Below are 13047 nucleotides of genomic sequence, written 5' to 3'. Positions count from 1 at the left end.
ATCACCTTAAGATTACTCGCATGACATCTCCTGCAGTTCCCAGTGAACGCGACGAAGCCGTCCTCGAAGCTGTCGCGACCGGCATCCCGTCCGCTTTGTCCGATCTCGGCCGACTCGTTCGCATCCCCGGCATCGCCTGGCCGGCGTTCGATCAGACACAGCTGGAGCGCAGTGCCGAGGCCGTCGCGTCGCTGGCGGACGCCACGGGAGTGTTCGACGAAGTCCGGGTGCTGCGCGCGGCGATCCCCGGCACCGAAGAGCACGGGCAGCCTGCCGTACTGGCGACGCGGGCCGCGCGCAATGGTCGACCGACCATCCTGCTGTACGCCCACCACGACGTGCAGCCTCCCGGGGACGATGCACTGTGGGAGACCCCGCCCTTCGAGCCGACGGTTCGCGACGGGCGTCTCTACGGACGCGGCGCCGCTGACGACAAAGCGGGCATCATGGCGCACATCGCGTCGATCCGTGCCGTCAGCGAAGCGCTGGGCGACGATATGGACCTCGGCATCGCGATGTTCATCGAGGGGGAGGAGGAGTACGGCTCCCGCTCCTTCGCGCAGTTCCTCTCCGACAACAAAGAGGCGCTCCGCGCGGACGCCATCGTCGTGGCCGACTCGGGGAACTGGGACTCGGTCACGCCGGGGCTCACGGTGTCCCTGCGTGGAAACGCCCGGTTCACTCTTCGGGTTCGAACCCTCGACCACGCATCGCACTCGGGGATGTACGGGGGTGCTGCTCCTGACGCGATGATGGCGACGATAACCCTCCTGTCGACCCTGTGGAAGCCCGACGGTTCGGTCGCCGTCGAGGGGATGACGGAACGGGACGCACCCACACCGGAGTATGGCGAGGAGACGCTCCGCGACGAGGCCGGTCTGCTTCCCGGCACCACTCCGATCGGTGACGGCACGATCCTCAGCCGGATCTGGAACAAGCCGGCCGTCACCGTCATCGGAATCGATGCCACGACGGTGGAGGCCGCATCCAACACGCTGCTCCCCGAAGTCACCGTGGTGATCAGCGCTCGGGTCGCGCCAGGGCAGACGGGGGAGGAGGCGTACGCCGCGCTCGAGCGCCACCTCCGTGCGCATGCTCCCTACGGTGCGGATCTCACCTTCTCCGACGTTGATCTGGGAGACGGCTTCCTGGTGGACACCGATGGGTGGGCCGTCGCTCTGACCCGCGACGCCATGCGCGACGGCTACGGAGTCTCACCCGTCGACCTGGGCGTCGGCGGATCGATTCCCTTCATCGCGGACCTGGTGCGCGAGTTCCCGGCCGCACAGATCCTCGTCACCGGCGTGGAGGATCCGTACTCGCGGGCCCACAGCCCGAACGAATCGCTCCACCTCGACACCTTCCGCCACGCGGTCGCCACCGAGGCTCTGCTGCTCGCACGGATGAACACCGTCGAGCTCTGACCCCTTCCGTGAGAGCGGCGGTAGAATTATCAGCAACGCCGTGCCACTGCGGCCCGTCACAAGGAGCGACATGAGCGACACCACACTGACCCCGGAGACCACCACCTCCACCGCCGCCCACGGCATCAGCCTGACGGACGCCGCCGCCGTCAAGGTGAAGAACCTGCTCGAGCAGGAGGGACGGGACGACCTGCGTCTGCGCGTCGCCGTTCAGCCCGGAGGATGCTCAGGTCTCATCTACCAGCTCTACTTCGACGAGCGCTACCTCGAGGGTGACGAGACCGTCGATTTCGATGGCGTCGAGGTCATCGTCGACAACATGAGCGTTCCGTATCTCGACGGTGCATCGATCGATTTCAAGGACACGATCTCCGAGCAGGGCTTCACGATCGACAACCCCAATGCTGCTGGCAGCTGTGCCTGCGGCGACAGCTTCCACTGATCCGAACGACCCCGTCAACCTGCGTGGTTGGCATGAATCAGGTGTGAGGTTGCCCTAGACTTGGGTGTGCCCTGTCCGCAATCTGAAAGGTGCATCGTGCCCTCGAAACGCCGCCTTCGTTGGGCCGCAATTCCTGTGGGAATCGTGGCAGCCGTGGCCCTGGCGGGATGTACTGCCACCGAACTCAACGGTTACCTCCCGGGGTTCGCAGAGGGTGAGCCCGCGGTCACCAACCAGACCGAGCGCGTGTCCTCCCTCTGGGTGAACTCCTGGATCGTTCTGCTCGCCGTCGGCGTCATCACCTGGGGTCTGATGGCCTGGGCTGCGATCGCGTACCGCCGCCGCAAGGGGCAGACCGGCCTGCCGGTGCAGATGCGCTACAACATGCCGATCGAGATCTTCTACACGATCGTGCCGCTGTTCCTCGTGCTGGGCATGTTCTTCTTCACGGCCCGCGATCAGGCCGAGATCGAGACGAAGTGGGAAGACCCCGACGTCCAGATCACGGCCATCGCCAAGCAGTGGGCATGGGACTTCCAGTACGACGCCGAATCCGACGACGACACCGTGTGGACGATGGGCATCCAGGCTCAGCCCGACGCCGAAGGCAACATCGACACCGCGGAGCTGCCCACTCTGGTGCTCCCGGTCGACCAGAAGGTCACCATCGAGCTCCGCTCGCGCGACGTCATCCACTCGTTCTGGATCATCGACTTCCTGTACAAGAAAGACATGTACATCGGGAAGGACAACTCCTGGTCCTTCATCCCGACCCGCGTCGGAGAATACGCCGGCAAGTGCGCAGAGCTCTGCGGCGAATACCACTCGATGATGCTCTTCAACGTGAAGGTCGTCGAGCAGGACGAATACGACGCCTACCTCGAGTCGCTCAAGGAGGAAGGCAACACCGGAGACATCACCGACGCGTACGACCGCCTCGGGAACTTCCCCGGCACCACCGGGAAGACCGGTTCAGAGGAAGGAGAGGAGTAAGCCATGTCGACAACTGAAGCCCCCCACACCGATGAGGCCTCCCGCTCTCGACCCGATGCCCTGCCCGCGCGCCAGGCCGCTCTGATGAGCACCTCCCGTGTGGAGCAGAAGGGCAACATCGTCGTCAAGTGGATCACCTCCACCGATCACAAGACGATCGGGTACATGTACCTGATCGCGTCGGTGCTGTTCTTCCTCCTCGGCGGTGTGATGGCCCTCGTCATCCGCGCCGAGCTCTTCGCTCCCGGCATGCAGATCGTGCCCACGAAAGAGCAGTACAACCAGCTCTTCACGATGCACGGCACGATCATGCTCCTCATGTTCGCGACGCCGCTGTTCGCGGGTTTCGCCAACGCGATCCTTCCGCTGCAGATCGGCGCGCCTGACGTCGCATTCCCGCGACTGAACGCGTTCGCCTTCTGGCTGTTCCTGTTCGGCTCGACCATCGCGGTCGCGGGGTTCCTCACCCCGCAGGGTGCCGCGTCGTTCGGCTGGTTCGCCTATCAACCACTCGCGAGCGCCACCTTCACCCCGGGCGCGGGTGGAAACCTCTGGATGGTCGGGCTCGGAATCTCGGGCTTCGGCACGATCCTCGGTGCGGTGAACTTCATCACCACGATCATCACGATGCGTGCCCCGGGCATGACGATGTGGCGGATGCCGATCTTCACCTGGAACACGCTCATCACGAGCCTCCTGATCCTCATGGCGTTCCCGGTGTTGGCCGCCGCGATCTTCGCAGCCGCTGCCGACCGAATTCTCGGCGCGCACATCTACGATCCTCAGAACGGTGGGGTTCTGCTCTGGCAGCACCTGTTCTGGTTCTTCGGGCATCCCGAGGTCTACATCATCGCGCTGCCGTTCTTCGGCATCGTGTCCGAGATCTTCCCGGTCTTCAGCCGCAAGCCGATCTTCGGCTACAAGACCCTCGTCTACGCGACCATCGCCATCGCCGCACTGTCCGTGGCCGTGTGGGCACACCACATGTACGTCACCGGTGGTGTCCTGCTGCCGTTCTTCGCGCTGATGACGATGCTCATCGCGGTCCCGACGGGCGTCAAGATCTTCAACTGGATAGGCACGCTCTGGCGTGGTTCGGTGACTTTCGAGACGCCGATGGTCTTCGCCCTCGGGTTCCTGGTGTCCTTCGTCTTCGGTGGTCTCACCGGTGTCATCCTCGCGGCGCCGCCGCTGGACTTCCACCTGAGTGACTCGTACTTCGTCGTCGCGCACTTCCACTACGTGGTCTTCGGCACCGTCGTGTTCGCGATGTTCGCCGGGTTCTACTTCTGGTGGCCGAAGTGGACTGGGCGGATGCTGAACGAGCGTCTCGGCTACGTGCACTTCTGGACACTGTTCATCGGCTTCCACATGACCTTCCTCATCCAGCACTGGCTGGGCGTCGACGGCATGGTGCGACGCTATGCGGACTACTCGGCCGCTGACGGCTGGACTTGGCAGAACCAGGTCTCGACGATCGGTGCGATCATCCTCGGAGCCTCGATGCTGCCGTTCTTCCTGAACGTCTGGATCACGGCACGTAAGGCGCCGAAGGTCACGGTGAACGACCCGTGGGGCTACGGCGCATCGCTGGAGTGGGCCACGTCCTGCCCGCCGCCCCGACACAACTTCACGTCGATCCCGCGCATCCGCAGTGAGCGTCCGGCCTTCGACCTGAATCACCCCGAGGCAGCGGAGTTCGCCACGACGGCTCCCGGCGAGCGAGAGGCCCACTAAGTCATGCGCGACAACGTCATTCTCTGGTGGATCCTGACGGCGTTCTTCGCCCTCGTCGGCGTGGTCTACACCGGGTGGAACATCATCGCCGACCCGACCCTCCCGCTCGTGAATCAGATCGAGTGGGTAGGCACGGTAGCCCTGTTCTTCTCCGCCTTCATGGCAGCGATGATCGCCTTCTACCTCGACCGCACCCACAGCGCCCAGGGTGGAGAACTGCCCGAGGACATCCTGACCGCCGATATCGACGACGGCGATCCTGAGCTCGGCGAGTTCAGCCCGTGGTCGTGGTGGCCCATCGTGCTCGCCGGGTCGGCCGCCGTCTTCGTCGTCGGTCTTGCCGTCGGACAGTTCCTGCTCCCGATCGGTCTTGCGATCTTCGTCGTAGCGATCGTCGGCTGGGTGTACGAGTACTACCGCGGGAACTTCGCCCGCTGACCCTCTGCCTATGACGAAGGCCCTCGGATTCTTCCGGGGGCCTTCGTCATTCCGTCTACACAGCAGCAGGGCTGCCATCCGACGGTGTTCAGGCGCGCGTGCGGATGCGGGGGATGCCCGTCAGGGGATCGATCGGCCGTCTATGGACGCCATCCGCATCCTCCACAGGGTAGCCCTCGCGCGCCCAGTACTCGAAGCCACCGATCATCTCCCGGACCGGGTAGCCGAGTTTCGCGAACGCCAGTGCACCCTTCGCGCCGCCGTTGCACCCGGGACTCCAGCAGTAGACGACGACATTCGAACCTTCGGGGATCTCGCGCGGCGCGCGCGTGGCGATCGCGCTGTGGGGCATCAGCACTGCCCCGGCGACGTGGCCCTGGGCCCAGGCGTCCGGGGAGCGCACGTCGACCACGACGATCTCCTCTCCGGCCTTGAATGCGGCGTAGACGTCGCTGGGGTTGGTCTCGTAGGCGAGCTTGGCGGCGTAGTAGTCGGCACGATCGATCATGCTTTCAGCGTAGGGGCGCAGGCATCCTGCGACCCTGCCTGTTACGGCCACCTTCCGGCAGAATTCCGCCGGATCCGCCCGCTCAGAACTCCACGGTCATCTGGACGCGGCGCCCGTGGGCGGAAAGCCCAAGCGCATCTTCCGTTGCGACCAGCCCGTGGAGGAACGCTGAATCCGGTGTCGTCTCGATGAAGCCGCACGAGGCGTAAAAGGGCGCGTTCCAGGGCACGTCAGCGTAGGTGCGCAGCGTGACGCGCTGGTGTCCGCGCCGCTGGGCTTCCGCCAGAGCGGCTGACACCAGCAGACGCCCGATCCCTCGCCTGCCGTAGGAGGGAAGTACTGACAGCTGCTCGAGATGGGCACGCCCGTCGGTCTCGAGCACGTGCACGAAGCCCACCGGATCCGTTGATGCGGCGTCATCCAGCCTCTCGGCCACGAGGACGAATCCGGGAGCCGCAGCGCGTTCCTCTGCGCGGGTCGGGGGAGGCCATTCCGTGGCGTGGAAACGCTCCGTGAGGAGTGCGTCAGCGGCGAACTCGATCTGCTCGATCGTTGCGTCGTCGGAGGCGACCGCCGGCCGAATATGCACCGCCACGATTCAGTCGCCCGTCACCACTGCGGTGGCCTTGATCTCCACGAGCTCTTGGTCGTAGCCGCGGACCGTGACACCCAGAAGCGTGCTCGGGACGGCATGGGCATAGGGCGCGTCGGCGCGAGAGTCGGCCCGTATGAGGCGAACGAGGGAAGTCACGCTCCGATCCTTTCATGCCGTTGCAACGAGGAAGGCCCCGTCCTCAATGGACGGGGCCTTCCTTCACTGAGGGAGCAGCTTCTACTTGCTGTCGTCCTCATCCTTCTTGCGGGACTTCTTCGCCGGCTCCGTCGCGATGACGGTGCTCGGAGTGTTGGCCGTCTCGTCGACGTGCGTCTCGGTCGCCGTGAGAGGGGCATCCGGTGCTCCGGCGCGCTCGTGAGCGTGCTGGATCTCGGCGGCCTCTGCCTCCGCGGCCTGAGCCGTGACGTGATGCTGGTGTGCGTCGGCGGCAGCGACCTCAGCCTGCGTCAACGGCGCGAGACGGTCTTCGTAGAACCAGCGGGAGATCGAGGAGCGGGCGTTCTCCGTCCACGGGATGCGGCCCTTGGCGTTCGGACGAACCACAAGGGGCTCGTAGCCGTCGACGTCGATGAGCTTCCAGCGATCGTACTTGTCGACCGGCTGGTGCACCTCGATGAATTCGCCACCGGGGAGTCGGACGATGCGGCCCGACTCGAAACCGTGCAACACGATCTCGCGATCCTTCTTCTGGAGCGCGAGGCAGATGCGCTTCGTGACGAAGTATCCGATGATCGGGCCCAGGATCAGCAGCGCCTGGAGCGTGTGGATGACGCCCTCCATCGTCAGCATGAAGTGGGTGGCGATCAGGTCCGACGAGGCGGCGGCCCAGAGCACTGCGTAGAAGATGACGCCGGCGGCGCCGATCGCCGTACGGGTTGCCGCGTTGCGCGGGCGCTGGGCGATGTGGTGCTCGCGCTTGTCTCCCGTGATCCACGCCTCGAGGAAGGGGTAGATCGCGACGACCACGATGAACAGGCCCAGTACCGCGACGGGAGCGAGGATGCCGAACGACCAGGTGTTCTCGCCGATGACGATGTCCCAGTTCGACGGAGCCAGACGCAGCGCGCCGTCGGCGAAGCCGATGTACCAGTCGGGCTGGGTTCCGGCGGAGACAGGGGAGGGGTCGTACGGTCCGTAGGCCCAAATCGGGTTGATCTGGAAGAACGTCGCTATCAGCACGATGGTGCCGAACACGATGAACAGGTAGCCGCCCATCTTCGACATGTAGACCGGCATCATCGGGTAGCCCACGACGTTGTCGTTCGTGCGGCCGGGGCCGGCGAACTGCGTGTGCTTGTTGATGATCATTAGCATGAGGTGCACGACGATGAGAGCGATCACCAGCATCGGCAGCAGCAGGATGTGCAGCGTGTAGAGGCGTCCGACGATGTCGGTGCCGGGGAACTCGCCTCCGAAGATGATGAACGAGGTCCAGGTGCCGATCAGCGGGATGCCCTTGACCATCCCGTCGATGATGCGCAGACCGTTACCGGACAGCAGGTCGTCGGGGAGCGAGTATCCGGTGAAGCCCTCGGCCAGCGCCAGGATGAACAGCACGAAGCCGATGACCCAGTTCAGTTCGCGAGGCTTGCGGAACGCGCCGGTGAAGAACACGCGGAGCATGTGGACGCCGATACCGGCGATGAAGACGAGAGCGGCCCAGTGGTGGATCTGCCGGACGAGCAGACCGCCGCGCAGATCGAAGGAGATGTGCAGTGACGACTCGAGTGCGGCCGACATAGCGATGCCGCGCATCGGTGCATACGCACCCGTGTAGTGCGTCTCGACCATCGACGCCTGGAAGAAGAACGTCAGGAAGGTTCCGGAAAGGAACACCACCACGAAGCTCCACAGCGCGATCTCGCCGAGCATGAACGACCAGTGGTCGGGGAAGATCTTGCGACCCAGCTCCTTGACGAAGCCGGAAAGGCTGGTGCGCTCATCGATGTAGTTCGACGCGGCACCCACGAAGCGGCCGCCGAGCGGTGCCTTGGTGTCCTTGTCCTCTTTGGACAGCGTTGCGGTGCTCAATGGCGCTCCCAGAAGCTCGGGCCGACGGGTTCCGTGAAGTCGCTGCGTGCGACCAGGTAGCCCTCGTCATCGACGGTGATAGGCAGCTGCGGCAGCGGGCGTGCGGCCGGGCCGAAGATGACCTTGGCGTGGTCCGTGACGTCGAACTGCGACTGGTGGCACGGGCACAGCAGGTGGTGCGTCTGCTGCTCGTAGAGTGCCACCGGGCACCCGACGTGCGTGCAGACCTTGGAGTAGGCGACGATCCCGTCGTATGACCAGTCCTTGCGGTCTTCGGCCTCGACGAGCTGCTCCGGACGGAGTCGCATCATCAGGACGATGGCCTTGGCCTTCTCCTCGAGGTAGCCGTCGTGGTGGCTGAGCTCGGCGAGTTCCTCGGGAATCACGTGGAAGGCGGAGCCGAGGGTCACGTCCGCGGCGCGGATCGGGGTCCCGTCGGGGTCGCGCACCAGGCGCGAACCCTCTTCCCACATCGTGTGCTTGAGAAGAGCCACCGGGTCGCCCGCGGTGGGGTTCTCTTCGGAGGAGTGCGGTGCCAGGCCACGGAAGAGAACGACGCCGGGGATGATCGAGGCGACGATCGCGGCGAACAGCGAGTTGCGGATCATCGAACGGCGTCCGAATCCGGATTCCTCGTTCGCATCTGCGAAGGCCTTGATCGCGGCCTCTCGCGTCGCGTCCTTGCCACGGGTGGGGTGGCGGTACTCGATGTGCTCCTTGTCGGACATCAGCGCCTTGGACCAGTGAATGGCACCGATTCCGAGAGCGAGCAGTGCCAGCGCGATGCCGAGACCGATGAAGAGGTTGTTCTGACGGATGTCGATGAGAGCGCCGCTCTCGATCGGGAACAGCATGTAGGCGGCGACCGCCCAGATGCTTCCCGCGAGCGAGAGGTAGAACAGGGTGTAGACCGTGCGAACCGCGTTCTTCTCAGCGCGCGGGTCTTTGTCGGTCATCCGCTCGCGGTGCGGCGGCAGGCCCGGGTTCTGCACGGGATCGCTGACTGCGACACCCAGCCCTGGAGAGGGCTGGTAGGCCCTGTCAAGAGCCTGCGAGTCGTCGTCGTGTGCCATGGTGCTCCTCGTACGTTCCTCTTCGATGATTAAGCGTCAGTTGGACTTCGCGGTGATCCACACGGTGATGGCGACGAGCGCGCCGATACCGAAGATCCAGACGAAGAGGCCCTCGGAGACCGGCCCGAGAGAACCCAGGGAGAAGCCGCCGACCTGAACAGACTGCTGCTGGAAGAGCAGAGCCGAGATGATGTCACGCTTGTCTTCGTCCGTGAGGTTCATGTCGCTGAAGACAGGCATGTTCTGCGGGCCGGTGACCATGGCCGCGTAGATGTGGAGGGGGCTGGTCTCTGCCAGGCCCGGGGCGTACTTGCCTTCGGTGAGCGCTCCACCCGCTGCGGAGACGTTGTGGCACATGGCACAGTTCACGCGGAAGAGTTCGGCGCCCTTGGACACGTCGCCCTCACCGTCGAGGATGTGATCCGACGGGAACGTCGGGCCCGGGGCCTCCGACTGCACGAAGGAGGAGATCGCGAGGATCTGCTCCTCGGTGAACTGCGGCTCCTTCTGCGGTGCCTGCGGTCCCTGCATCTGCAGCGGCATGCGACCGGTCGAGAGCTGGAACTCCGTCGCGAGCTCGCCGACGCCGTAGAGGCTCGGACCGTTGGGCGTGCCCTCCAGATCGAGTCCGTGACAGGTGGCGCAGTTCGCGGTGAACAGCTTCTCGCCGTCTTCGACGGTCAGCTGAGTCGCTGCCGTCGGCGTCTCGGTGGCTGCGAATGCAGCGGACGCTCCGGCATACACGGCGCCGGTGATCATCAGACCTGCTCCGATGAGCGCGGCCGCCGCCAACGGGCTGCGACGTCCGCGTGAACGGTGCTTCTTCTCTCGTGCCATCTCGGGGATCAGCTCCGCTCTTATTTCAGGAAGTAGATAACGAGGAACAGCACGATCCAGACGACGTCGACGAAGTGCCAGTAGTAGGACACCACGATCGAGGAGGTCGCCTCCTTGTGCCGGAAATTCTTGACGGCGTATGCCCGACCGATGACGAGCAGGAACGCGATGAGTCCGCCGGTCACGTGCAGAGCGTGGAAGCCGGTCGTCAGGTAGAACGCGGAGGCGTACGAGTCCGCGTTGATCGGCATGCCCTCGGCGATCAGCTGGGCGTACTCCCACACCTGACCGGAGACGAAGATGGCACCCAGAGCGAAGGTGAGGAAGAACCACTCGACCATGCCCCAGCCGAAGAGCCGACGCCGACCGGCACCGTTCTTCTGCCCCTTGGCGGTCTTGTACGGCTGCAGGTCTTCAGCGGCGAAGACGCCCATCTGACAGGTGAACGACGAGAGCACGAGGATCGCGGTGTTGACCGCAGCGAACGGCACGTTCAGCAGGTCGGTCCGGTCGGCCCAGAGCTCGGGGGAGGTACTGCGGAGCGTGAAGTAGATCGCGAAGAGTCCCGCGAAGAACATCACCTCACTGCCGAGCCACACAATGGTGCCGACAGCTACCGGGTTGGGCCGCTTGATCGTTCTCGCCGCCGGGGCATACGTCGCTGAGGTCGTCACCCTTCCATTATGGCCGATCTAACGGCATGATTCTCGCACCGGAGGGCTCCGAGTCGTCCGTCTGGAACTTAGGTGCGCCTAAGAAGATCCTGCGAATTGCTGGTGAATCCGCGGGAAACAGGGGACGCTCACGCGTGAGCGCACGCGAAGAGGATCGTCTGCACGTTTTCTCCGCGCCGATAGGATCGCTGACATGGCTGATTCGCTGACGTGGTCCGACGTGCTCACTTCTCTGCTGGAGCGCCGCGACCTGAGCGTCTGGGAGTCGACGTGGGCGATGCGCCAGATCATGCACGGCGATGTGACGGAGGCCCAACTCGCGGGGTTCCTGGTGGCGCTGCGGGCGAAGGGCGAGACGATCGACGAGATCGTGGGCTTCCGCGATGCGATCCTCGAAGCCGCTGTGCCCTTGCCGGTGTCCCCGAACGTGCTGGACATCGTCGGAACCGGCGGCGACCGCGTCGGCACGGTGAATGTGTCGACCACCGCGGCGATCATCATCGGATCCGCGGGTATCCCCGTCGTCAAACATGGCAACCGGGCGGCGAGCTCGGCGTCCGGCTCCTCCGATGTGCTCGGCGCGCTCGGCCTCGAACTGTCGCTCGATCCGGCTGCCGTGGCGTCCATCCTCGATCGCACGGGCATCACGTTCGCGTGGGCCGGCGCCTTCCACCCTGGTTTCAAGCACGCCGGACCGGTGCGAGCCGAGCTCGGAGTGCCCACCGTGTTCAACATGCTCGGACCGCTCTGCAACCCTGCGCGAGCAGAGGCCAACGCCGTCGGCGTCGCTCAGATGGAGCGCGTACCGCTGATCACGGGCGTCTTCCGCACGCGGGGCGCCACCGCGCTGGTGTTCCGCGGCGACGACGGCCTCGATGAACTGACGACGACCGGGCACAGCCGGATCTGGGAGGTCACGCGAGGGGACATCCACGAGCATGATCTCGATCCGCGCGATCTGGACATCCCCATCGCCGATCTGGGCGACCTGATCGGTGGTTCTCCGCAGCACAACGCCGAGGTGCTCCGGCGGACGCTCGCCGGTGAGACCGGCGCGGTGCGTGACATCGTGCTCCTCAACGCGGCTGCCGGCATCGTGGCGTACGAACTCTCTCAGGACGCCGGTCAGGTTCAGCGACCGATTCTGGAGCGGCTCCGTGCAGGGTACGACCGGGCTTCGGCGGCTGTCGACGACGGCCGTGCACTCGCCAAACTCGACGAGTGGATCGGCGTGAGCCGCGAACTGGCAGCTGCCGAGGTGTGATCATGGATCCCGTCGACGCACTGCTCGAGATCGCCTCGCTGCTGGAGCGGGAGCGCGCTTCGCGGTACAAGGCCAAGGCGTTCCGACAGGCGGCGGCGACTCTGCAGGGTCTGCCGGAGGACGTGCGTACGGATCCGACCAGGCTTCGTGCGAGTCAGGGAATCGGCGAGTCGACCTTCGCGGTGATCCGCCAGGCGCAGGCCGGCGAGATCCCCGACTACCTCGTCGAACTCCGTGGTGACGTCGAGCCCGAGAAGGTCTCCGAACTGCGCAAGAAGCTGCGCGGCGACCTGCATGCCCACACCGACTGGTCGGACGGCACGACGTCGATCTCGGTCATGGCGGGGGCCGCGCGGGCTCAAGGCCACGAGTATCAGGCGATCACGGATCACTCGCCGCGGCTGCGCGTGGCTCGGGGGCTTTCAGCCGAGCGGCTCCGTGAGCAGATGCCGCTCGTGCGTGCGGAGTCGGGCGATGGATTCACGATGCTCGCCGGCATCGAGGTCGACATCCTCGAGGACGGCTCGTTGGATCAGGAGGACTCGCTGCTCGCGGAACTGGACATCGTCGTGGCATCGGTGCATTCGAAACTGCGCATGGACGCTCGTCCGATGACCGCTCGGATGATCGCAGCGGTTTCCCACCCCCGGGTGAATGTGCTCGGCCACTGCACGGGTCGGCTCGTCGAGGGAAGCCGCGGAACCCGGCCGCAATCCGAGTTCGATGCGGCAGCCGTGTTCGCCGCGTGTGCGGAGAACGGTGTCGCCGTCGAGATCAACTCTCGTCCCGAGCGACAGGATCCTCCCGATGAGCTCATCGCCATCGCGCTGGAGGCAGGCTGCCTCTTCTCCATCGACTCGGACGCGCACGCCCCGGGGCAGCTCTCGCTACTCGACCATGGGGCGGAGCGGGCCGAGCGTGCCGGCGTGCCCGCCTCGCGGATCGTCACGACCTGGGGTCTGCCACGCCTGCTCTCCTGGGCGGAGTGACCGGGCCTCGCCGCCGTGCGG

At 65.2% G+C, this 13047-nt stretch carries 14 protein-coding genes; 7 read left to right on the top strand and 7 right to left on the bottom strand.

From position 1 onward, the window contains the following. The first annotated feature begins 20 nt into the window (after nt 1-20). The 5 genes from D7252_RS16585 (at nt 21) to D7252_RS16565 (ending at nt 5034) form a co-directional block, all read left to right on the top strand. Nucleotides 21-1424 carry a dipeptidase gene (locus D7252_RS16585; protein WP_120776391.1) on the top strand — a complete coding sequence of 468 codons (1404 nt, stop codon included), beginning with the start codon at nt 21-23 and terminating at the stop codon, nt 1422-1424. Between the two features lie 70 nt (nt 1425-1494). Then, complete coding sequence (gene erpA, locus D7252_RS16580; RefSeq protein ID WP_120776390.1) at nt 1495-1866, top strand: iron-sulfur cluster insertion protein ErpA; 372 nt, start codon at nt 1495-1497, stop codon at nt 1864-1866. Between the two features lie 96 nt (nt 1867-1962). Then, nucleotides 1963-2859, top strand: coding sequence for a cytochrome c oxidase subunit II (gene coxB / locus D7252_RS16575; RefSeq protein WP_120776389.1), 897 nt, complete (start codon nt 1963-1965; stop codon nt 2857-2859). A 3-nt stretch (nt 2860-2862) separates the two neighbouring features. Further along, nucleotides 2863-4596: a cytochrome c oxidase subunit I gene (gene ctaD, locus D7252_RS16570; protein ID WP_183055331.1), complete on the top strand. Its 1734-nt coding sequence runs from the start codon at nt 2863-2865 to the stop codon at nt 4594-4596. A 3-nt stretch (nt 4597-4599) separates the two neighbouring features. Continuing rightward, complete coding sequence (locus tag D7252_RS16565; protein WP_120776388.1) at nt 4600-5034, top strand: cytochrome c oxidase subunit 4; 435 nt, start codon at nt 4600-4602, stop codon at nt 5032-5034. A gap of 88 nt (nt 5035-5122) precedes the next feature. Here D7252_RS16565 and D7252_RS16560 read toward each other — a convergent pair whose 3' ends face one another. The 7 genes from D7252_RS16560 to D7252_RS16530 all read right to left on the bottom strand — a co-directional run bounded on the left by D7252_RS16560 (nt 5123) and on the right by D7252_RS16530 (nt 10677). Next, a complete protein-coding gene (locus tag D7252_RS16560; RefSeq protein ID WP_120776387.1) occupies nt 5123-5542 on the bottom strand; it encodes a rhodanese-like domain-containing protein in 420 nt (139 codons plus the stop codon). Between the two features lie 82 nt (nt 5543-5624). Then, the gene (locus tag D7252_RS16555; RefSeq protein WP_308162513.1) at nt 5625-6131 is read right to left on the bottom strand and encodes a GNAT family N-acetyltransferase; all 507 of its coding nucleotides are present in this window, start codon (nt 6129-6131) and stop codon (nt 5625-5627) included. Nucleotides 6132-6140: 9 nt separating this feature from the next. Continuing rightward, nucleotides 6141-6293 (bottom strand): hypothetical protein, encoded by a 153-nt coding sequence (locus D7252_RS20455; RefSeq protein ID WP_251050749.1) that lies wholly within the window; start codon nt 6291-6293, stop codon nt 6141-6143. A gap of 81 nt (nt 6294-6374) precedes the next feature. Further along, on the bottom strand, nt 6375-8189 hold the full coding sequence (locus tag D7252_RS16545) for a cytochrome bc complex cytochrome b subunit (protein ID WP_120776385.1): 1815 nt from the start codon (nt 8187-8189) through the stop codon (nt 6375-6377). Continuing rightward, nucleotides 8186-9262, bottom strand: a complete 1077-nt coding sequence (locus tag D7252_RS16540; RefSeq protein WP_120776384.1) for a ubiquinol-cytochrome c reductase iron-sulfur subunit — start codon at nt 9260-9262, stop codon at nt 8186-8188. The genes D7252_RS16545 and D7252_RS16540 overlap by 4 nt, the downstream gene beginning before the upstream one ends. A gap of 36 nt (nt 9263-9298) precedes the next feature. Further along, a complete protein-coding gene (locus tag D7252_RS16535; RefSeq protein ID WP_120776383.1) occupies nt 9299-10099 on the bottom strand; it encodes a c-type cytochrome in 801 nt (266 codons plus the stop codon). A gap of 20 nt (nt 10100-10119) precedes the next feature. Continuing rightward, nucleotides 10120-10677, bottom strand: coding sequence for a heme-copper oxidase subunit III (locus tag D7252_RS16530; protein WP_251051546.1), 558 nt, complete (start codon nt 10675-10677; stop codon nt 10120-10122). 289 nt (nt 10678-10966) lie between these two features. On the opposite strand from D7252_RS16530, the gene trpD reads away from it, so the two are divergent. Beyond that, entirely contained in the window at nt 10967-12037 is a 1071-nt protein-coding gene (trpD, locus tag D7252_RS16525; protein ID WP_120776381.1) for an anthranilate phosphoribosyltransferase, read from the top strand. Between the two features lie 2 nt (nt 12038-12039). Then, a complete protein-coding gene (locus D7252_RS16520; protein WP_183055330.1) occupies nt 12040-13026 on the top strand; it encodes a PHP domain-containing protein in 987 nt (328 codons plus the stop codon). Nucleotides 13027-13047: the final 21 nt, after the last annotated feature.

Source organism: Microbacterium sp. CGR2 (assembly GCF_003626735.1).
Taxonomy (GTDB): domain Bacteria; phylum Actinomycetota; class Actinomycetes; order Actinomycetales; family Microbacteriaceae; genus Microbacterium.
Note: the sequence above shows the minus strand (reverse complement) of the source record. Positions and strands in the feature narration are given on the sequence as shown.